Raw genomic sequence first — 20,618 nt, 5'->3', positions numbered from 1 at the left:
GAGTCGCTCGGTGCGCTCGCTCATCTGTCCCCCAGTAGCTCGGCGACGTCGTAGCCGGCGCGGTGGAACTGCTCCTCGTGAGTCGGGAAGCCGCTCCCCCGGACCAGCCGGCCCTCGCGTTGCACGTAGATGTCCGCCAGCTCGACGACGTCGCCCTCGACGCGGCCGGGCACCGCGACGATCTCCCGCACCCGGCGGGCGCCGTCCCGGTCCAGTGCGATGTGCACCACGAGGTCGATCGAGGAAGCGACGGTCGGCACCACGAAGCTCGAGCTGACGTTGGGCCCTGCCAGTAACGGCAGCGTGCACATCTTGACGATCGCCTCACGGGCGGAGTTGGCGTGCAGCGTCGCCATACCGGGCAGGCCCGAATTGAGCGCGATGAGCAGGTCCAGGCTCTCCGCCTGCCGCACCTCACCGACGATGATCCGGGACGGGCGCATCCGCAATGCCTCCTTGACGAGGCGGCGCAACGGGATCTCACCGGTGCCTTCCAGGCTGGGCTGGCGACACTGCATGGCGGCCCAGTCACGCAGGCTCAGCTGCAACTCGAAGACCTCCTCACAGGAGACGACGCGCTCCATCGAGGGAATGGCGCTGGCCAGACAATTCAGGGTGGTGGTCTTGCCGGCCTGCGTGCCGCCGGCGACGAGGATGTTCAGGCCCGAGGCGACTGCTGCACCGAGGAAGCGGGCAGCGGGAGCCGTGATCGTGCCCAGCCGCACCAGATCGTCCAGCCGGCGCGCGCGGGCCACGAACTTGCGGATGTTGATCAGCCAGTGGCTACGGGTGATGTCGGGAATCGCCACGTGCAGCCGACTGCCGTCCGGCAGCGTCGCATCGACGAACGGTGAACTGAGGTCGATGCGTCGGCCGCTCGGTTTCAGCATGCGCTCCACCAAGGTGCGGACCTGATCGGCACTCAGGATGGTCGATGTCAGCTCCGCAACGCCCTGGCGGGCGACAAAGACACGCTCCGGCTCGTTGATCCAGATCTCCTCGATCGTCGGATCGTCGAGATAGGGCTGCAACGGCCCGAAGCCGAGCACCGCGTCGAGCACGCGCTGAGTCGCCTGCTCGCGGTCGCCGAGCGGCGCGAGTCCGCCGTGCAGGCTGCGCTCCTCGTAGTCCTGCACCGCTTCCCGAACCAGCCCGTGCAGGACCTGTTGGTCGTGGGCAGGGTCGAGCCGCTGCCGACGGATCAACTCGCGGATCTCTTCCTCGATGACGTCTGCGCCGTCCATCGAACACCCCCCCTGAAATTCGTCCCGTGCACAGGGATCGTGCATTTGAAACACAGGAAGCCCTCGGGCGGGCCGGAATAGACCAAACTTTTACCGAGGAAATACGTTGTACGGCGAGGGCCGGGCCCAGGCCGGGGACGGCCCGGCCCCCGCCGCGTTTCCAGCATGCCGCACCCGGTGCGGCAAAAATCGGTTATCCACAGGCGCACGGCGCACGTCGGCAAGGTGGCCGGGAAGCGGCCCAGAATCCGGACATGCCTTCGTTCGCCGAGAGCTCGCAATCCGGTTCGTCCCGCGCCATACGTCTGCATCTGGTGAGTCGCGACAGCACGGTCACCGTGTGCATCCGGGCCGCCGACGGTACCTGCTGGAGCGAGGCCCGTGACGCGCTGCGATCGTGCGGTGTGGTCGTGCCGGACCGGTTGTATGTCGGCAGCCAGGCACTGGACGACACCACGACTCTCGGTCGGCACCCGCTGCTCAACGGCGCTCAGTTGTGCACGGCGCCGACCGCGCCCGACACTTCGCACCTGCTCGCTGTCGTGATCACCGAAGGCCCCGCGGTTGGTGCCCGCAGCGGGCTCGGCGCACAGGTGCAACGGATCGGCCGGGCGAGGTGCAGCTCGCTGGCGCTGCGGGATCCAGGATTGTCGCGCACCCATCTCGTCGTCGGTGTGGATCAGGGCCGCGCCATGGTTTCCGACGCAGGTTCGACCAACGGCAGCTACATCGACGGCCGGCGGGTGGCCCCCGAGGAACCGGTCGAACTCCGCGCGGGACAGCGGCTGCGGGCCGGCTCGACGACCGTGGCCCTCGAGCGGTCGTTACCGACCGACGAGCCGGCCACGACCGATGACTCGTGCCGCATCCCCTTTCAACGCGCGCCCCGGGTCGCTCCCCACCTCACCCCGACGACTCTGGAACGACCCACGCCACCGAGCCCTCCGGAACGACACCGGCTCCCCTGGCCGGTGATCGTGCTGCCGATGCTGATGGCGATCGGGATGGTGCTGCTGATGCACAATGCGATGTTCCTCATGTTCGCGTTCCTCGGGCCGGTCATGATGATCGGGCAGCACATTTCCGATCGGCAGGGCGGCAGCAACCGGGTCAAGCAGCAACGTGCGCAGTATGCCGCCGGGCTGCGCGCGCTCGCCGGTGAGCGCGCCGCCGCGACCGACGCTGAACTCACCACCCGCAGGCGCATCACGCCACCGATCAGCGACACGCTGCGCGCCGCAGCGACCCGCGACGGGCGGCTCTGGGCACGATCACCGGCGCACGGCGACTACCTCGCGTGCCGAGTGGGCACCGGCACCATTCCGGCCCTGCTACGGATTACCGGCGGCAACGCACCGGCCGAATCGGTCACTCTGCCCGATGCGCCGATCGCCATCTGCCTCGGCGAATCCCGGGTGATCGGCGTCAGCGGCCTGCCGGACGAGCGACTCCGTATGGCGCACGGACTGCTGCTGCAGCTGGCCGCGTGGCAGTCTCCGTACTTCCTCCGGGTCGTCGTGGTGTGCGCCACGGCGGCTGCCGGAGACAGCTGGGAGTGGGCGACCGACCTTCCGCACATCACTCCTCAGCCACACGCGACCAGCACCATCGCGGATTTCGAGACGGACGAGACCGCTTGTCAACAGCTGCTTTCCGCGCTCACTGCCGCCCCGGGTGACGGCCGCCTCGGCATCCACGACGACACACCCCCGGTGAGCACCGTGGTCATCCTCGACGGATGTGCCCAGCTCGGCAAACGCCCCGAGGTCACCGCGCTCCTGCCCGCGGTGGAGCGCACCGGCGTCGCTGTGATCGCGATCGGTGATGCGGAGGACCTGCCTGCGGAGTGCGCGGTGACCGTCGATGTCCGGAGCAGCACGTCCGTCACGGTGAGCGGCGTCGTCAACGCGACGGGCTGCCCGGACCTGCCCGAGCCGACGCTGACTCGCGCGATGGCCCGCGGGCTCGCGCGCATCTGCGACGTGACGCCGGACATCGACTGCGGGTCGGTGCCGGATCGCGCGGCGCTGCTGGAGGTATGGCGGGCCGAAGGCCGGGATGCCACCGATCCCTCCGGCATCGCGCAGCAGTGGCGCGCGGACGGCCGCTCGACAGTGGCGCCGCTCGGCGTTTCCGCGGAGGGCACCATGTGCCTCGACCTGGCCGGCGACGGCCCACACGCGCTGATCGCCGGGACGACGGGTGCCGGCAAGTCGGAGCTGTTGCAGAGCCTGGTGACATCGCTCGCCCTCGCCAATCGACCCGACGAAATGGTCTTCGTACTGGTCGATTACAAGGGCGGTGCAGCCTTCCAGGAATGCGCCCGGCTGCCACACACCGTCGGCCTGGTCACCGATCTCGACGCACACCTGACCGCTCGCGCGCTCACGTCGCTGGGCGCGGAGGTGCGCCGCCGGGAGCAGCTCCTCGCGGCTGCCGGCGCCAAGGACATCGAGGACTACGTCCGGGTTCCCGGCACACGGCGGCTGCCCCGGCTGATGCTGGTGATCGACGAATTCCGGGTGCTCGCCGAAGAGATGCCGGACTTCATCTCCGGGCTGGTGCGTCTGGCGGCCGTCGGTCGTTCTCTCGGCATACATCTCGTGCTCGCGACGCAGCGGCCCGCCGGAGTGGTGTCCGCGGAGATCCGCGCCAATGTCAACCTCCGGATCGCGCTCCGCGTGCGGGACGGCGCGGACTCGCAGGACGTCATCGAGGCCGCGGATGCGGCCGCGATCCCTGCCGCGGTGCCCGGCCGGGCGATCGTGCGTACCGGTGGCGGCCGACCGGTGCCCTTCCAGACGGCGCGCATCGGCGGTTGCAGCGGTGGCGACGCAGCCTCGATCGAGATCTCGGTGGTGCCGGCTCCCGGCCGTCCGCCGAAGTTACTCACCACGACGCACGCCAGTGACGGCCCCAGCGATCTGCAGCGCACCGTTGCAGCGATTCGCGGCGCCGCCGAGAAGCTGGGCATCGTCGCGCCGCCGTCGCCGTGGCTGCCGCCGTTGCCGTCGAAGATCACCGTTGCGGCGCTGTCCGGAGATCCGAGAAGCATCGGCGGCGCGGCATGCGGTCAGGACGCCGTCGCGTTCGGGGTGCTCGATCTGCCGCAGGCGCAGACGACCCGCCCGGTTGCCTGGGAACTCGATGCCGACGGACACCTCGCAGTCATCGGCGGCCCGCGCAGCGGGCGGACGTCGTTGCTGCGCACGCTCGCGGTGCAGGCCGCGCGCCGCTGGCCGGAGGACGGGCTGGCTCTCTATGTGATCGACACCGGATCGGCGTTGGGCGCGCTCACCAAGCTGCCGCAGTGCGGTGCGGTCGTCGAACGCGATGACGTCGACCGCATCACCCAGCTGTTGCACTGGCTGAGCAGCGAAATCCGTTCCCGCCAACAGCAGTTCGCTCGCGACAACGTGGCGGGCTTCGCCGAGCACGTCCGCGCCGGTGGCACCCTCCCCCGCATCATGCTGCTGCTCGACGGCTGGGAAACGCTGAGCGAAATCAGCGAGGACAGCACTCTCGGTCGGATGACCGACGAGCTGCTGCAGATTCTCCGGGACGGCTCCGCCGTCGGGATGTATGCCGCCGCCACCGGCGGCCGTGCACTCGGCACCGGCCGGGTGGCGAGCAACTTCTCCAGCCGGCTGGTCCTCGACCTGGCCGACCGCACCGATGCGGTGTTGCTCGGCATGAAGGAGGCCGATCTGCCCGAATCCATGCCGCCCGGCCGGGCCGTCACCTCCCCCGGAACCCTGGAGCTGCAGGTCGCGAGCCTCACCGACGACCTGACCGGGTCCGTTGTCTTGCAACACATCTCCCAACTGGCGGGACAGATGCGCGCCCCGAACGTCCATCGCTTCACACCCCTGCCGGAGCGGTGCCGCCGCACAGATCTACCGGCGGACCCTGACCAGCTCATCATCGGGATCGGCGGGCTCGAGGTGCGGCCGATCGGATTACCGTTCGGTGGCTTTCGCGAGCTGGTGGCGCTCATCGCCGGGCCCGCGCGCAGCGGCCGCACCACCGCGCTCGCCACGATCGCGCACGGGCTGGCCGACCGCCCGGTGTGCTGGATCGACGGGCACGGGCGAGCGCCGGAGTTGCCGCAGCACGCCGAACTGCTCGAGGCGACCGCACCCGAACAGTTCGCCGCCTGGCTCAACGCGCATCCGGGCGGTGCCGTCCTCGTGGACGACATCGACGACCTGCTCGGATCACCGGTCGACGACCTGCTCGCCGACTACTTGCAGCACGGCCGGCGCAGCGGCGGGATCGTCTGCGCTACAGGCCGATCCGACACTCTGGCGAATTCCTTCCGAGGTGCCGTCGCCGAGCTGCGGCGCCGCCAGACCGGCATCATCCTGCAGCCCGGCCGGCGGGACGGCGACCTGCTCGGTGCCGCCCTCGGCGCGGCGGGACGCACCCGACCCGGCCGCGGGGCGCTCGTCATACGCAGTCGTGCCGTGCCGATCCAGGTGGCGGCGTGACCGAGCCGGCGGGCGTCAGTGCCCGGCGCCGGCCCTGGCGGTCAGTGGCCGAGGGAGAGCTCCTGCCGTCGGCGCTGTACCAGCAACACCCGGAGTCCGTCGTCGCCGGCGGCGAAACCGCGCTCCGCACCCGACGGGATGTGCACGAGTGCTCCTGCTGTCAAAGGGATTTCGCCCACCTCGGTGGCCAGTCGGCCCGATCCGGACAGCACCTGCACCAGCACGTCGGCGCCTGGGCCGCGATGCGGCGTCAATGCCGCACCCGGCTCGACCTCCAGCACGCTGGCGTCCAGGTCGCGGTCGCGACCGCCGAGGCGCCATACCGCACCGTCCGCACCCGGCCGGCCACCGAGCTCGTCCGCCTGCCCGAGCAGCCGGGGCGTCGGCGCGCTCGCCCGGCGTGTGATCCGGATCCGCCAGTCGCGCATCTCCTGGTTGAGGTATTCCCAGTCGTAGCCACCGGGCCACTCCTGCTCGAACTCGTCGTGCAGGTGCTTCGGGTCGTGGTCGTTGACGAGCACGAACGACTCCCTGACCGCGAGCTGCTCGAACCGGCCGAAGATCGTCGGATGCTTCTCGGGTTTGCGCATGCCGCGCACGTCGAGGATGGTGACGTCGTCGGCGGGACTGATGGTGGACACGTGGCCTTCTTTCGCTGCGGACCTTTTTCCACATGCGTGGGTTGTGTAAATTCTAGGCATGGCCGACAACCCTGCTGCCCTCGGATCCCTCACCGACGAACTCCTGGCGCGCGCCGCCGAGGCGTCCAGCGGGCGGGCAACCCGCGCCTTTCACGCCGCTCCGGGTGGCCTGCTCACCCAGGTCGTGCTCGCACTGATGGCCGGCCAGCAGCTGTCGGAGCACGAGAACCCGGGTGAGGCGTTCCTGCAGATCCTGCGCGGCCGGGTCCGGCTCAGCGCCGGCGACCAGGCGTGGGAGCTGGGTGCGGGAGATCTGCTCGCCATACCCCAGCAACGTCACGCGCTGCTCGCGCTGGAGGATGCCGTGGCAGTGCTGACCCTTGCTCGGGTGACGTCGTTGTGAGCAACACCCGCCAAGCCGTCCTGCACGTGCTGCGCGAGGCCGCCGAGCCGATGTCGATCGCGCAAGTGGCGGAGGCGGTGGGCGTGCACGTCAACACCGTGCGCTTCCACCTCGACGCGCTGATCGGGACCGGCCAGGTCGAGCAGGTCCGCACCGCTCCGAGCGGACCCGGCCGGCCCGCCACCCGACTCCGGGCGGTCGCCGTGATGGACCCCACCGGCCCGCGCACCTACCTGCCGCTCGCGCAACTGCTGCTCGATGACGTTGCGTCGGCACCTCGGCCCCGGGAGCATGCGCGCCGCGCCGGGCGCCGCTGGGGCCGGCAGCTCGCCGACCAGGTGTATGCCGAGCAGACCGACGCCGTCGCGGGGCTGGTGGAAGCGCTCGACGAGCTCCAATTCGCGCCCCAGCACAGCGAATCGGGTGCTATCGAGCTGCACCACTGCCCGTTCCTGGAGCTCGCGGCGCCGGACGGCGGGCTGGTCTGCGCGATCCACCTCGGCCTGATGCAGGGCGTGCTCGACGGCGCCGACACCGAGATGCGGGTCGAGCGCCTCGACCCGTTCGTACGCCCCGATCTGTGCTGCGCCCGGCTCGGCACCGCCAGCTGAACTACAACAGGTCGGCCCGCAGGCAGTTGCCCAGCGAGACGAGGAAGCGGTCGACGTCGTCCTTCGTGCTGTATGGCGCCAGCCCGATCCGCACGCCACTGTCGACGCCGAGCCGCCGCGCGGGCTCGTAGGCGTAGAACGTACCCGCCGGCGCGTCGATCCCGTCCGTCTCCAGGTAGTCCGACACCTCGTCGGCCGGTCGGTCCGCGAACGTCATGAACAGCGTCGGCGTGCGTCGCGCGGCGCGCGAGTGGACGGTGACCTGTGGCAGCCCGGCGAGCCCGTCCTCCAGCCGCTGCCGCAACCGGTCCTCGTGCTTCTCGAGCGCGGTCAACGACGCGCGCAGCCGCGCCCGCCGTGGGCCGCTGCCCGGGACAAGCGCGGCGAGGAAGTCGACGGCGGCGGTGGTGCCGGCGAGCAATTCATATGGCAGAGTGCCGAGTTCGAAGCGCTCCGGCACATCGTCGGTGGACGGCCGCAGCTTGTCCGGTGCCAGGCGGTGCAGCAGCTCGGCGCTTGCCGTGAGCACGCCGCAGTGCGGACCCAGAAACTTGTATGGCGAGCAGACATAGAGGTCCGCGCCCATCGCGGGCACATCGACGAAGTTGTGCGCGGTGTGGTGCACGCCGTCGACGTAGAGGAGTGCCGGCGTGTGGTGCGCAGCCTCCGCGATCGCCGGGATGTCCGGTTGGGTGCCAAGCAGATTCGACGCAGCGGTCACGGCGACGAGACGAGTCCGCTCCGACAACTGGCCGGTCAGCGACGCCAGGTCCAGCTCGCCGGTCGCGGAGTCGAAATCGGCCCACCGCACCCGGACGCCGGTGCGTTCGGCGGCGAGCAGCCACGGCCCGACGTTCGCGTCGTGGTCCAGCCGGCTGAGCACGATCTCGTCGCCCTCTTGCCAGGTCTGCGACAGCGTTCGTGACATGGCGAAGGTGAGCGCGGTGGCGCTGCGACCGAACACGACGGTCCCCGGATCGACGCCGAGCAGGTCGCCCATCGCGGACCGGGCGCCGGCCACGATCGCGTCGGCGTTGCGCTCGGCCGGGGTGCGCCGGCCGCGATTGGACAGCGGTGCGGCGAGTGCGTCATACACCGCGCGAGCGACCGGCTCCGGAGTCTGCGTGCCGCCGGGTGCGTCGAAGTGCGCGCGCCCGCTGCGCAGCGAAGGGAACTGCTCACGCACTGCAGCGACGTCGTATTCCTCTGTCATCGCTGCATTCTGACATCCAGCGGTTCGGGTATGCCGCAGGGCGGGTCAGTTTCGGTCGGCGGCCTCCGCGGCAGCCTTGATGGCGACCAGGGTGCGGCGCATGCCGTCCCCCAACGTCTCGGTGAAGGCCTCCTGACCGCCCAGATAGGCGTCGGTGAGGTCGCGCGACAGATCCGAGATCCCGTCCGGCGCCTCGCGCCGTTGGGTGAGCAGCGTGCGACCGTCGCCGGTGGGTTCGAGCTGGAAGGACCACACCACCCAGTTCTCCTCGATCCGATAGGCGAGCTCCCGGCCGGCGTCGAAACGCACGATGGTGGCGTGCGTCTTCCACGCCAGCTCGCCCTGGCGATTCGCGTTGGTGAAGACGACCCCGAGCGCGACGTCGGTTGCCCCATCGCTGAGGCGGGTCGACTCCACCTGCGGACTCCATTCGCTCATCCGCCGCACGTCCTGCACGAGTTGCCACACCACATCGGTGGCTGCGTCGATCTGGATGCTCTGCACCAGCTCCGGCACGTCGTTCCTGGCTGCCACAATGCCTTCCGATCCTCGAAGTCGCCGGCAGGCGCCGGTCAGCTCATCCTGCCCGACTGCTCCGCGGTGCGGTGTGGGAAGCCGACTGCTGACTCCAGCCGGCCCGGTCCGCCATCGACACCACCAGCCCGCCGAGCAGGAACACAATCAGCACCGCCACCAGCGCGCCCGTAGCAACACCATGACGATATTGTCGACGACTTCCATCGTCAGGATCGAGAAGGTGTCGGCGGCGAACACGACGCTCAGCGCGGCGAGCGGCGCGACGACAACGTTGACGAGCGGCAACGTCGAACCCCGCAAGCGCGTTCACAACTCGACCGGGCCGAAGACCTCGAATCCGAGATGTGTAGCGACGTTCGACAGATTGACGTCGTGGATCATCGCCGAGGGGTTCTGGCGCAGCTCCCGAGTGCTGATCGTCTTCATCCAGTCAAACGACCGGATGGTCTACCTTGATCTACTTTCGGCCTGTCACGGCACTATGCGTCAGGCCCGGTCCCAGGAGGGGCCGGGCCTGACATTTGTAGCGGGGGCAGGATTTGAACCTGCGACCTCCGGGTTATGAGCCCGGCGAGCTACCGAGCTGCTCCACCCCGCGTCGGTGATCACTACCTTACGCGACGGCCTCCGCTGGACCAAATCGAACACCCCCACGCGGGCATCTTGGCATGAGGCAACACGATCGACGCGGACGACATCGCCACACTGACGGTCCAATTCATCGTTTGACGGCCGAATTCGACCGTCAACGGTGAATGCGGCCGTCAGAGTCGGATCCGACGCGGCGCCCGCCATACCGCGCAATATGTCTAACCGGACGCGGCGCGCGCCATGCCGCGCGCCGCGCTACTTGCTGGTGGACTTGGGCGCCGGCGAGGAGCTGGACGACTTCGGGGCGGTGCCGGCCTCGGCCTCGATCGCCTTCTTGAGGGCGGCCTTCAGCTTCTTCTGGTCTTCGCCGTATGCCGCGAAATCACCGTTCTTGAGGTCTTTCTCACCCTGCGCATACCACTTCTCCGCGTCCGCGAGCGCCGCCCGCAGCTCCGGGTTCGCGCCGCCACCCGAAGACGGCGACGGCGACGAGGACGACGGTGGCGGGGACGAGGAGGCCGGCGGGGACTGACCCGAATCCCCGGCCGTCGCACCCGAATTGCCGCCGAAGAGGGCGTTGAGCGCCCCGTCCAGCGTCGTGTCCCAGGCCAGCTTGTCGCCGAAGCCGACGACGACGGCCTTCAGCAGCGGGAACGAGGTGTTACCGGACGCACGGACGTAGATCGGTTCGACATACAACAATCCGCCACCGACCGGCAGGGTCAGCAGGTTGCCCTCCTCGACGGTCGAGCCGACCTGTTTGTTGTAGGTGAGGAATTGCGCCAGTGTCTGCTTGGTCGTCGGGGACACGGCCTGCGAGGAGTTGATGTCGTTCTGGAACTGCCCCGGACCCTTGATCGTGGCGTTGCGCGGCATCTCCAGGATCCGGAACGTGCCGTAGTCGGCGCTCTTCGTGCCCGGCGTCGAACCCGCATCGGCGTCGACGGTCATGAACGCCGACAGGTTCTGCCGGTCGCCGGTCGGGATGAACGTGGTGGTCAGCGAGAACTTCGGCGACGACTGGTCGGGCATCGCGAGTGACAGGTAGTAGGGCGGCTGCTGATCCCCCACCTTCGACGACGGATCGGTCGGCACCTGCCACTGGTCGTTGCCCTGGAAGAACTGGCCGGGATCGGTCACGTGATATTTGGTGAGCAGCTCACGCTGCACCTTGAAGAGGTCCTCCGGGTAGCGCAGGTGCGCCATCAGATCCGCGGAGATCTTCGACATCGGCTGCACCGTGCCGGGGAACGCGCTCATCCACGCCTTCAGCACCGGGTCCTTGGCGTCCCAGGCATAGAGCGTCACCCGGCCGGTGTAGGCGTCGACGGTGGCCTTCACCGAGTTGCGGATGTAGTTGACGCGGCCGCCGGCGAGGCTGCGCAGGTTGTCGGACTGCGAGGTCAGCGAGTCGGACGTGGCGTTGCCGAGCGACTGCAACTCGGAGTTCGGGTAGTGCGACGACGTCGTGTAGCCGTCGACGACCCACTGCACGTGGCCGCCCTCGACCACCGGATAGGGATCGCCGTCGACGGTCAGCCACGGTGCGACCTTCTTCACCCGGTCCACCGGGTTGCGGGTGTCCAGGATCCGGGAGTCGGCGTTGATCGAGCCGGAGAAGAGGACGTTGAGGTCGTGATACTTCACGGCATACGCGAACTTGCGGTTGAACGAGCCGACCGCCACACCACCCCCGCCGGTGTAGGTCGTGCGCTGTTCGCCGCCGGATGACGTTCTCGGGTAATCCAATTCGCGCTTGGCGCCGTCCTTCGGACCGCCGACGATCGAGAAACGCGGCGACGACTCACCGAAGTAGATGCGCGGCTCGAACGACCCCAGCTTGCCCGTGGGCGGGATGTCCGACTCCAGGAAGACCGGCTGGCCGTCCTCCGTGCGTTCGTTGCCGTATGCCGCCACGACGCCGAAACCGTGCGTGTAGACCATGTGGTCGTTGACCCAATTGCGTTGCGACGTGGGCACACCGCCGAGATCCAGCTCGCGCACGCCGATCACCACGTCGTCGGTCTTGCCGCCGACCTTGTAGCGGTCGACGTCGAGCGTGTTGCCGAACTGGTAGTAGTTGCGCTGCCCCTGCAGCTGCCGGAAGGTCGGCGACACGATCGACGGATCCACCAGCCGAATGCCCGGCACGGTCTCGGCGTCCTGCGCCAGCTGCCCCGCACTGGTCGACTTCTCCGGCGTGTAGGACGTGACCTTGACCTTGTCGAGCCCGTATGCCGTCTTGGTCGCCGTGATGTTGCGAGTGATGTATGGCGACTGCAGCGCCTGCTCGTTCGGCCGGACCTTGAAGCGCTCCACGAGCGCCGGGTAGATCGCTCCCAGCACGATGGCGCAGACGATCAGCAACGCCAGCCCGACCACCGGCAACCGCCAGGTGCGGGTCCAGATCGTCGCGACGAAGAGCGCGGCACAGATCACCGACGCACCGGCGAGCATCGCCTTGGCCGGCAGCACGGCGTTCTGGGCGGTGTAGTCGATGCCGGTGAAGAGCGAGTTGTCACTCACCGTGAGGTCGTAGCGGCCCAGCCAATAGGCGGCGCCGCGGACGAGCACCAGCACCGCGAGTAACACCGACAGGTGCACCCGGGCCGCGCCGGTGGTGTGAATTCCCCGGGCGTGCAAGGAGATTCCGCCATACAGGTAGTGCATGACAACCGCGGCGACCGCGGACAGAATCAGCGCCATGGTGAGGAAGCCGACCACCACCTGCAGCCAGGGCAGGGTGAAGACGTAGAACCCGATGTCCTTGTGGAACTCCGGGTCCTTGACACCGAAGCTCTGCCGGTGCAGCCACAGCAGCACGACCTTCCACTGGCCGATGCCCGCCGATCCGGCGAACAGTCCGAAGACGATCGGCACCACCCAGAACGCGGCCCGGCGGAACGGTTCGATCGCCTGGCGGTAGCGGTCCATCGAGTCGAGGTCGCCGTTGGCCGGCGCGTAGAGCGGACGCTGCCGGAAGGCGATCCACATGCTGCACCAGATGAGCCCGCCCACGATGATCCCGCCGCCGAGGAACATCAGTGCCTTGGTGAGGTATTCGGTGCGGAACACCGAGGAGAAACCGAGGCTGTCGAACCACAGCTGGTTGGTCCAGACGTTGGCCCAGACCTGCACCAGCACCGCCAGCACGATGAGCGCAGCAGCGACGAGCAACGTGCGTCGCGCGCCGACGGGTCCGAAATGCCGCATCGAGATGCCGGCGTGCTCGTCGTGGCGCTCGCTGCCGGTGGGCTCGTCCGAAGAAGTCACGTGGGCCTCGAAATTCGTTCGCGGACACTGTCCAGGTTGGGGACAACTTAACGCGGGGAGATATGTGAGGTGCCGACGACTCGAGGTTTCACCCGCGTGCGGCAGCATGGGGGTATGCCGTCCGACGACTCGACCCCCGTGGCCAAGCCAATGCTCAGTCCCCTCGCCGAGTGCGCGATCGAGACCGAGCGACACGTCGCATCGGCCGGCTGGGACCAGCCGCCGCGGCTGTTCGCGATCGCGCGCAACGCGGAGCTGCTCGATCGCGAGCCGGCGCTCGCCGGCCAGCTGCGCGGCGCAGACCCGTCGGCATACAGCACCATCGAGCAGGAGGGTCTGCCGCAGACCTCCAACATCGAGAGCCTGCTGCGGCAACTCGGCTGGCCTCCGGAAGTGGACGGCGTCGCGCTGGCCGTCGAGCGGATCGTCGTGCCGCCCGAGGCCGAGCAGGGACTGCCCGACAACCCGACCGAGGCGACCGATGCGCTGGCCGCGCACCCCGACCGCGCGGACGTGCGTCTCTTCGTGGCCGTGCTGCGCGACGGCGACTCGATCTGCCTGCTGCGCCAGCGCGCTCACGACACCGACGACAAGGTGGCCGTCGGCAAGGACATCGCACCCGGCCTCGTCCACGCCCTACGGGTCACTCTCGACGACTGACGTCGAGGGCTGGTCTGTCGGTCAGCAGCCCGGGAAGCCGGTGGTCTTGCCTGCCGCGATCTGCTTCAGCGCGGCCAGCGCCTCCTGCAGGCTGTTGATCCGGATGACCGTCAGCCCGTTCGGGACGTGCCCCTTCGCGTCCTGGCAGTCACTGACCGGCGCGAAGAAGAACTTCGCCCCGGCCCGCTTGGCACCGAGCATCTTCTGCTTGATGCCGCCGATCGGCCCGACCGAGCCGTCCTCACTCATCGTGCCGGTGCCGGCGACGTTCTTCCCGCCGGTGAGTGAGCCCGGCGTCAGCTTGTCGTAGATCGCGAGGGTGAACATCGTCCCCGCCGACGGTCCGCCGACGTCCCCCGCGTTGACCTTCACCGTGTAGGGGAACTTGTATGACGGGGAGATCGCGATGCCGAACACCGCGCCGCCGTCCTGGCCCTTGCCGGTCCGAACGCGCAGGTGCAGCACCTTGCCGGCCCGGCGCACGGTGACCGGCACCACACTGGCGGCGGTGACCTTGGACATCACCGTCGACACAGATTTCAGCGTGGTGACCTTCGTGCCGTTGATTGTCAGCAGCACGTCCTCGGGCTTCAGCGTGCCCTCGGCGGCCGCGCCGGGCTGCAACTGCACGACGGAGATCGTCTCCGGCACGGTGATGCCCGCGGCGCGCATCGCGACAACTTCGGCGGTCTGCTGGGAGTCGGTCATCTCCGCCGTGCTCTGCTGCTGCACCTGCTTGGAGGTGATCCCCTTCGGGAACCACATGCTCTCGGGGTCGATCTCGGCGTCGTCGTCGACGTACTTCGCCTTGAGCCACTCCATCACGCTGACCGGATACTGCGGGCCGCCCGCCATCGAAACCGTCGTGAAATCAAGGCTGCCCGAGGTCGGATACGTCGTGACGCCGTTGACCTCGATGACCGGCTTGCCGTTCTGCTCACCCAGCGTGTTGGTCACCGGGCCGGGCCGCAGGATCACCTTCGGCACGTGGACCAGGTTGAGTGCCGCGATCGCGACCACCACCACGACGGCGACGATCAGCAGCGAGACGTTCTTACCGCTGAGCTTTCCGCCAGACGGTCGCTGGTCGTCCGTCATACCTTCTGCCGCGCCGTGTTCGTGTGCACCTGACGTCATCGCTTCTACAGTCCGACCCATTCATCGCTTCCGTCACGGAACGCCTGATGCTTCCAGATCGGCACCCGCTGCTTGAGGGTGTCGATCATGTCCTTGCACACTGTGAGAGCGCTGCCCCGGTGCGGCGCGCTGACCGCGACCACGACCGCGAGATCGCCGACCTGCAGCCGGCCCACCCGGTGCACGGCCGCGAGCGCGGTGATCTCGTCGGTGATGACCGACTCGGCCACCTCCCGCATGACCTCCACCGCCGTCGGATGCGCCGAATAGTCGAGCAACTCAACGGCTTTGGCATGATCCTGCTGACGAACCGTGCCCACGAAGAGCGCCACTCCGCCGGCCGCTGGGTCGTTGACTGCGGTGAGTGCCTCGTCGACCGAGAGCGGGCTGTCCCGCAGGTCGACCAGGCGTACGCGCGGGTCGGGATCCGTCATACCTTCTCCTCATTGCGCTCAGGGCGAACACCGCCCGTCCGGCGGAACCAGACCGGCGAGTTCGTGGTTGTCTAGTGCAGAGGGTATTGATCGAACGCAGGCGCGCGCTCACCGCGTGCCCCATCCGGGCCAGGAGAAGACATGTCCAACAACCCACCCGAGCGCCCTGACGACGACGAACCACAACAGCCGGATCTCTCCGAGCTCCTGCGCTCTTTCCTCGGCGGCGGCTCCGGCAACGACCAATTGGCGAGCGCCCTGGAGCAGATGGGCATGCAGGACCTCAACCCGCAGATGCTCCAGATGCTGCAGAGCCAGCTGCAGGCGATGATGTCCAGCCCGGTGGAGGGTGCGGTCAACCTGGAGCTGGCGACGGATGTCGCGCGCAAGACCGTGTCCGCCGCCGGCGACGCCAGCGTCGGCGCGGCCGCGACGCGCGACGTGCAGCAGGTCGTGCAGGTCGCCAACCTGTGGCTGGACGAGGTCACCGAGTTCCCCGCCGTCGGACCGGCGAAGGCGCTCAGCCGGGCCGAGTGGGTCGACCAGACGATGCCGATGTGGCGCCAGCTGGTCGAGCCGGTCGCGGCCGGCGTCAACAGCGCGATCGAGCGGGCGATGGGCGAGCAACTGCGCCGCCTCGACCCGGGCGCTGCGGAGCAGCTCGGACTGCCGGCCGGCATCAATCCCGCCGCGTTGATGGGCCAGATGCAGCCGATGATGGCCCGGATGAGCGCCGGCATGTTCGGGGCGCAGGTGGGGCAGGCCGTCGGTGCGCTGGCCGGCGACCTGGTGAGCGGCAGCGAGGTGGGGCTCCCACTCACCGACGGCGTCGCGATGCTGCCGGCCAACGTCAGCGAGTTCGCCGACGGCCTGGAAGTCGACGCCGGCGAGGTCAACCTCTATCTCGCGGTCCGCGAGGCGGCGCGCGCCCGGCTCTTCGGGGGCGTGCCCTGGCTCGGTCCGGCGCTCATCGCGGCTGTCCAGTCGTATGCCGGGGACATCTCGATCGACACCGAGGGCATCGAGCGGGCTGTCGCCGATGCCGACGCCACTGATCCCGCTGCGATGCAGGAGGCCCTGCAAGGTTCGCTGTTCAGCGCTCAGCCGTCCGAGGCCCAGCAGCGGGCACTGGCCCACCTGGAGACGCTGCTGGCGCTCGTCGAGGGCTGGGTCGACGTGGTCGCCAACGAGGCCGCCGGCCAGCATCTCCCCCACACGACCCAGTTGTCCGAGGCAGTTCGGCGGCGGCGCGCGACCGGCGGCCCGGCCGAGCGGGTCTTCGCCTCGCTCGTCGGGCTGGAGTTGCGGCCGCGCCGGTTGCGCGACGCGGCCAGCGTCTTCACCCAGCTCGAGGAGGCGCTCGGCCAGGAGTCACGCGACGAAGCGTGGAAGCATCCCGATTTCGCACCGACCGCCGAGGATCTCGACGACCCGCAGGCCTACGTGCGGCGTCGGCAGTCGCCCGAGGAGACGGCCGGGGCGCCCGACGAGGTGGACGCCGCGCTCGAGGCGCTGCTCGCCCAGGGAGCGGCGGAACTCCACGCCGAGCGTGGGGGCGACTCGCGCCCCGGGGGCGGCTCCGGAGCTGAGGGCGACTCCGGTCCTGAGGGCAAGGACGACCCCAAGCGCACCGACGGCGGCTCCGGCGACGACCCGGACGACGCGTGACGGACAGCGGCACATCCGATTCACCGGTCGAGTCACGAACAGCGCTGCGCGACGACGCTTTCCAGGTGTTACGCGGCGCAGCGCCCGGACCGACTCGGGATGCGTTCGAGGCCCACCTCGCGGCATACGACGACGCGCTCTGGCGCGACGGCCCACCCGAGCACTTCACCGCGAGCGCGGTCGTCTTCTCCGCCGATCTGACCCGGGTGCTGCTCGTCCTGCACAAGAAGGCGCGACTGTGGCTGCAGCCTGGTGGGCACTTCGAGACAGGTGACCGGACGGTCGCCGGCGCGGCGCTGCGGGAGGCGACCGAGGAGTCGGGAATCGCTGGGCTGACGCCGGTGCCGGGCGCGCTGTTCCTGCACCGCCATGATCTCGCGGCGGCGTTCGGTCGCTGCACGGCTCACTGGGACCTGCGCATCGCCGCCGTCGCGCCGCACGGTGCCGCCGTCATTGTGTCCGACGAGTCCGAGGATGTGCGTTGGTGGCCGGTCGATGCGCTGCCCGAGCCGACGGATCCGGACTTGGCGGAGTGCGTCGACGTGCTGCGGGGACAACTCGTCTCGGCCTGAACCGACCCGGCCGCGGTCAGTGGCCGCGGCCGAGACCCGCCTCGCGCGCTCGCACGATCGCGGCCGACCGGTCCGACACCTGCAGCTTCGCCAGGATCGCCGACAGGTGGTTACGGACCGTCTTGTCGGTGAGCCCGAGCGCTGCGGCGATCGCCGAGTTGCGGCGCCCTGCGGCCAACAGGTCCAAGACCTCACGTTCCCGAGCGGTGAGTTCGGGAAAGGCGCCCTGCGCGAACCGGCTCGTCGACTCCAGGTAGAAGCCGACGATGCGCTGTGCGACCGAGGGGCCGAAGGCGGTGCCGCCGGCCGCGACGGTCAGGATCGTCGCGACGAGGTCGTCGGCGTCGGCACCCTTGAGCAGATAGCCGCTGGCGCCCGCGCGCATCGCGCCGAAGACGTTCTCGTCGTCGTCGTGCATGGTCAGCACGAGAACGGGCAGCTCAGGGTGCGCGCTCCGTAGCTGCCGGGTGACCGCGATGCCGTCCAGGTCAGGCATCTGCAGGTCGGTCAGGACGACGCCGGGTCGGACGCGGTCGACCAGATCAAGCAACTCGCGTCCGCCGGCCGCCTCGCCGACGAGCTCGACGCGCGATTCGGAGGCCAGCACGGCGGCGACCCCGTAGCGATACATGGGGTGGTCGTCCGCCAGCACCACCCGCACCGCCTCCCCCGCACTCATCGCGTCCCCTCAGCTGCCAGGGGTATCTCCGCGTGGACCACGCTGCCGTGCGGTGCGGCATCGCGGATCGCGAGCGTGCCGCCGACCGACTCCGCCCGCTCCTGCATCGACCGCCGCCCGATGCCCGGTGCGGAGCCGTGCAAGCCGACGCCGTCGTCGCGCACGTCGAGGACGAGCAGCGTTGGCGCACAGTGCAGTTCGACCTCGACGCAGGTCGCGTTCGCATGTCGCACGGCGTTGGTGATCGCCTCGGTCACGATGCGGTGCACCGCGATCTCGACCTGCACGTCGAGATCGGGCAGCGGGTCGATCGCAACGGTGACCTGCAGCAGGCCGAGCGCGTTCACGGCCTCCGCATGCGCGCCCAGCGCCGACCCCAGGGCGCCGTGCTGCAGGCCGGCTGGGCCGAGATCGTCGATGAGACAACGGACTTCGCGGACCAACTGCTTGATCTCGTCGTGCACGACTCCGAGGATCTCGCGGGTCTGCTCGGGCCGGTCACTGCGCAGCGCTGCTTCGATGCCGAGCGCGGCGCCGGAGAGCGACGGGCCGACGCCGTCGTGCAGGTCGGCCCGTAACCGGTGACGTTCCACAGCACGGACCTCGATCACCCGTGCGCGCGACTCCGCCACGTCGCGGGCCAGCCGGGTCGCGTGGACCGCGACGGCCACGGGCACGGCGAGCGCATCAATCAGCGCACGCTCCGCCCGTGACGGAGGATCGCTCGGCGTCCGCCAGCACACCCGCAGCGCGCCGATGCGACCCTCGCCGTCGTCCAGCGAGACCTCCGACGCCGTGTGCGGCTGCGACCGGCCGGCACTCGCCAGCAGCCGGCCGTCCGCGTCGACCACTTCCACGTATGGCGAGCGCAGGGACTCCGCGACCGCCGTGACGACGGCATCCAGGTCGGGACGCGTCCCAGCGTGCAGCCCTGCCCCGAGCCGGCCGAACGCGCGGGCCGGGTCGGCGCGATCGCCATACACGAATCGGCCGATCCAGCCCGAGAGCCGGCTGTATGCCGGGCGCACCAGCAGGGCGACGAGCGCCGCCGCGAAGAAGGTGGGCACCGCATTCGACGGGGAGACGACACCCACGGCGGCAACCGCGGCGAAGTAGACGCCGACGGCCAGGCCGATGAGCGTCCCATAGAGCAGCCCGCTGCGCAGGATCAGCTGCACGTCGAAGAGTTGGTAGCGCACGATGCCGATCAGCAGCGTGACCGTGGTCAACAAGGTGACGACGAAGAGCACGGGAGGTGTTCCGAGGACGACCGCCACGATCACCGGCACGACGGACACCACCAGCCAGGCGAGTTGCTCGCGCTCGGGCGACGCAGCCCGCCACAGCCGGTGGATCGTCCAGCCGATGGTGACCGCCGACAGCACGACCGAGACGACCACCCCGACCCCGGCGGCTCCCCAGAAGACCGGCTGAATGTGCCCGTGACTCAAGGGGTTCGAGCCGAGCGGGTGTCCTGGCGCGACGCCGTCATACACCTCGTCGAGGCCGGCCAGCCCGACGCCGAACAGCAGGCTTGCGACCCAGCCGAGGCGGACGATCCACCGACTCATCCGGGTCGTGGTTCGTCCGGTCGGGTAGATCGCGGGCAGGACGGTTCCGCCGAGGAACAGCGCCGTCGCCCAGGTCCACGAACCGAGCCAGGCCATGAGCGACCGGCCCGGCAGGGACACCTGGTATGACGCGAGCGCCCAGCCCTCCCCGAGGATCGCCAGCGCATTCACCGCCGCGAGATACATCATCAGCCAGCCCACTCGGTTCGCCGGCCGCAACCACATCAGCACCATGGCGACGCTGCCGATGACCACACCGTTGACCACGTTGTTGATCACGTTGTCGTGCATCATGCCGACCAGGCTGCGGCCGCCCGGGCCGTGCGCCAGCCAGGCGCCCACCACCGACCCCGCCATCACCGGGACACCGCACGCGATGCCGATCCAGCGAGAGCGGATCCGTGGGTCGTGAATCATCGCCGGAGCGGTCGGGGTGACGGTTGCGGTCATGGCGTCCTCCAGTCAGGCTTCATCCTCCCGCCGATACACCGGCCGCGCCTGCGGATTCGGCCGGGAAACCGTCCCGGGCGGATCGGGACATCCGCCCCTGTGCCGATACCGGGCCGCAGCGGGACGCTCTTGCTCCGAGGCGCCCCAGTCAGGGTGCGCCCGGCGACGAAGGAGACGACCATGAATCAACTACGGCAGCACCCCGGCAAGACCCTCGGCAGCCTGCTCGCGCTGGCGTTCGTGCTGTTCATGTGCAGCGGCATTCCCGCACTGAAGAACGCTCAGCACGGTGTCAACCTCGTGCTCGGCGACATCTGCTGGTTCGGATTCCTGTTGACGGCACTGGTTTTCGTGGTCTCGGGCGTCCTCACCCTGGTCTGGAGGACCGGGCGCGCGCGGAGTGCGCTGTAACCCGCGCGCAGCCGTCGTCGGCCGGCACGGCGA

At 69.4% G+C, this 20,618-nt stretch carries 17 protein-coding genes and 1 tRNA gene; 7 read left to right on the top strand and 11 right to left on the bottom strand.

The features are described 5' to 3' along the window. Nucleotides 1–20: 20 nt before the first annotated feature. A complete protein-coding gene (locus ACN8HC_RS13395; RefSeq protein WP_490075331.1) occupies nucleotides 21–1,244 on the bottom strand; it encodes a TadA family conjugal transfer-associated ATPase in 1,224 nt (407 codons plus the stop codon). Nucleotides 1,245–1,498: 254 nt separating this feature from the next. On the opposite strand from ACN8HC_RS13395, the gene ACN8HC_RS13390 reads away from it, so the two are divergent. Next, nucleotides 1,499–5,734 carry a type VII secretion EssC family protein gene (locus ACN8HC_RS13390; protein WP_490075330.1) on the top strand — a complete coding sequence of 1,412 codons (4,236 nt, stop codon included), beginning with the start codon at nucleotides 1,499–1,501 and terminating at the stop codon, nucleotides 5,732–5,734. A gap of 41 nt (nucleotides 5,735–5,775) precedes the next feature. On the opposite strand, the gene ACN8HC_RS13385 is transcribed toward ACN8HC_RS13390, so the two are convergent. Then, complete coding sequence (locus tag ACN8HC_RS13385) at nucleotides 5,776–6,375, bottom strand: DUF2249 domain-containing protein (protein WP_490075329.1); 600 nt, start codon at nucleotides 6,373–6,375, stop codon at nucleotides 5,776–5,778. Between the two features lie 58 nt (nucleotides 6,376–6,433). On the opposite strand from ACN8HC_RS13385, the gene ACN8HC_RS13380 reads away from it, so the two are divergent. Both ACN8HC_RS13380 and ACN8HC_RS13375 read left to right on the top strand, forming a co-directional pair. Then, nucleotides 6,434–6,778 (top strand): cupin domain-containing protein, encoded by a 345-nt coding sequence (locus tag ACN8HC_RS13380; protein ID WP_490075328.1) that lies wholly within the window; start codon nucleotides 6,434–6,436, stop codon nucleotides 6,776–6,778. After that, the gene (locus ACN8HC_RS13375; protein WP_490075327.1) at nucleotides 6,775–7,389 is read left to right on the top strand and encodes a helix-turn-helix transcriptional regulator; all 615 of its coding nucleotides are present in this window, start codon (nucleotides 6,775–6,777) and stop codon (nucleotides 7,387–7,389) included. Before ACN8HC_RS13380 ends, ACN8HC_RS13375 begins: the two co-directional genes overlap by 4 nt. Nucleotide 7,390: 1 nt before the next feature. Here the strand turns inward: ACN8HC_RS13375 and ACN8HC_RS13370 are convergent, their stop codons facing one another. The 5 genes from ACN8HC_RS13370 to ACN8HC_RS13350 form a co-directional block, all read right to left on the bottom strand. After that, a complete protein-coding gene (locus tag ACN8HC_RS13370) occupies nucleotides 7,391–8,602 on the bottom strand; it encodes a cysteine desulfurase-like protein (RefSeq protein ID WP_490075326.1) in 1,212 nt (403 codons plus the stop codon). A 45-nt stretch (nucleotides 8,603–8,647) separates the two neighbouring features. Continuing rightward, nucleotides 8,648–9,136: an SRPBCC family protein gene (locus tag ACN8HC_RS13365; RefSeq protein ID WP_490075325.1), complete on the bottom strand. Its 489-nt coding sequence runs from the start codon at nucleotides 9,134–9,136 to the stop codon at nucleotides 8,648–8,650. Nucleotides 9,137–9,283: 147 nt separating this feature from the next. Then, a complete protein-coding gene (locus ACN8HC_RS13360; protein WP_490075324.1) occupies nucleotides 9,284–9,424 on the bottom strand; it encodes a hypothetical protein in 141 nt (46 codons plus the stop codon). Between the two features lie 239 nt (nucleotides 9,425–9,663). Beyond that, nucleotides 9,664–9,737: transfer RNA gene (locus tag ACN8HC_RS13355), tRNA-Met, on the bottom strand. Between the two features lie 248 nt (nucleotides 9,738–9,985). Then, nucleotides 9,986–13,003, bottom strand: a complete 3,018-nt coding sequence (locus ACN8HC_RS13350) for a UPF0182 family membrane protein (RefSeq protein ID WP_490075323.1) — start codon at nucleotides 13,001–13,003, stop codon at nucleotides 9,986–9,988. A 114-nt stretch (nucleotides 13,004–13,117) separates the two neighbouring features. On the opposite strand from ACN8HC_RS13350, the gene ACN8HC_RS13345 reads away from it, so the two are divergent. Then, entirely contained in the window at nucleotides 13,118–13,663 is a 546-nt protein-coding gene (locus tag ACN8HC_RS13345) for a PPA1309 family protein (protein ID WP_490075322.1), read from the top strand. Between the two features lie 21 nt (nucleotides 13,664–13,684). On the opposite strand, the gene ACN8HC_RS13340 is transcribed toward ACN8HC_RS13345, so the two are convergent. Both ACN8HC_RS13340 and ACN8HC_RS13335 read right to left on the bottom strand, forming a co-directional pair. Further along, on the bottom strand, nucleotides 13,685–14,800 hold the full coding sequence (locus ACN8HC_RS13340; RefSeq protein ID WP_490075321.1) for a YlbL family protein: 1,116 nt from the start codon (nucleotides 14,798–14,800) through the stop codon (nucleotides 13,685–13,687). A 5-nt stretch (nucleotides 14,801–14,805) separates the two neighbouring features. Beyond that, nucleotides 14,806–15,234, bottom strand: a complete 429-nt coding sequence (locus tag ACN8HC_RS13335; RefSeq protein WP_490075320.1) for a molybdenum cofactor biosynthesis protein MoaE — start codon at nucleotides 15,232–15,234, stop codon at nucleotides 14,806–14,808. A gap of 141 nt (nucleotides 15,235–15,375) precedes the next feature. On the opposite strand from ACN8HC_RS13335, the gene ACN8HC_RS13330 reads away from it, so the two are divergent. Further along, nucleotides 15,376–16,902 (top strand): zinc-dependent metalloprotease, encoded by a 1,527-nt coding sequence (locus ACN8HC_RS13330; RefSeq protein ID WP_490075319.1) that lies wholly within the window; start codon nucleotides 15,376–15,378, stop codon nucleotides 16,900–16,902. 65 nt (nucleotides 16,903–16,967) lie between these two features. Then, a complete protein-coding gene (locus ACN8HC_RS13325; protein WP_490075318.1) occupies nucleotides 16,968–17,474 on the top strand; it encodes an NUDIX hydrolase in 507 nt (168 codons plus the stop codon). A gap of 16 nt (nucleotides 17,475–17,490) precedes the next feature. Here the strand turns inward: ACN8HC_RS13325 and ACN8HC_RS13320 are convergent, their stop codons facing one another. Together ACN8HC_RS13320 and ACN8HC_RS13315 are read right to left on the bottom strand one after the other, a co-directional pair. Then, entirely contained in the window at nucleotides 17,491–18,153 is a 663-nt protein-coding gene (locus tag ACN8HC_RS13320) for a response regulator (protein ID WP_490075317.1), read from the bottom strand. Then, entirely contained in the window at nucleotides 18,150–20,174 is a 2,025-nt protein-coding gene (locus ACN8HC_RS13315) for a sensor histidine kinase (RefSeq protein WP_490075316.1), read from the bottom strand. Before ACN8HC_RS13315 ends, ACN8HC_RS13320 begins: the two co-directional genes overlap by 4 nt. A gap of 180 nt (nucleotides 20,175–20,354) precedes the next feature. Between ACN8HC_RS13315 and ACN8HC_RS13310 the strand changes: the two genes are divergently transcribed. After that, a complete protein-coding gene (locus ACN8HC_RS13310) occupies nucleotides 20,355–20,585 on the top strand; it encodes a hypothetical protein (protein ID WP_490075315.1) in 231 nt (76 codons plus the stop codon). The last annotated feature ends 33 nt before the right edge of the window (nucleotides 20,586–20,618 follow it).

The organism is Flexivirga sp. YIM B11880 (assembly GCF_058148645.1).
The sequence above is the reverse complement of the archived record's forward strand: the minus strand, read 5'-3'. Positions and strand labels throughout refer to the sequence as shown.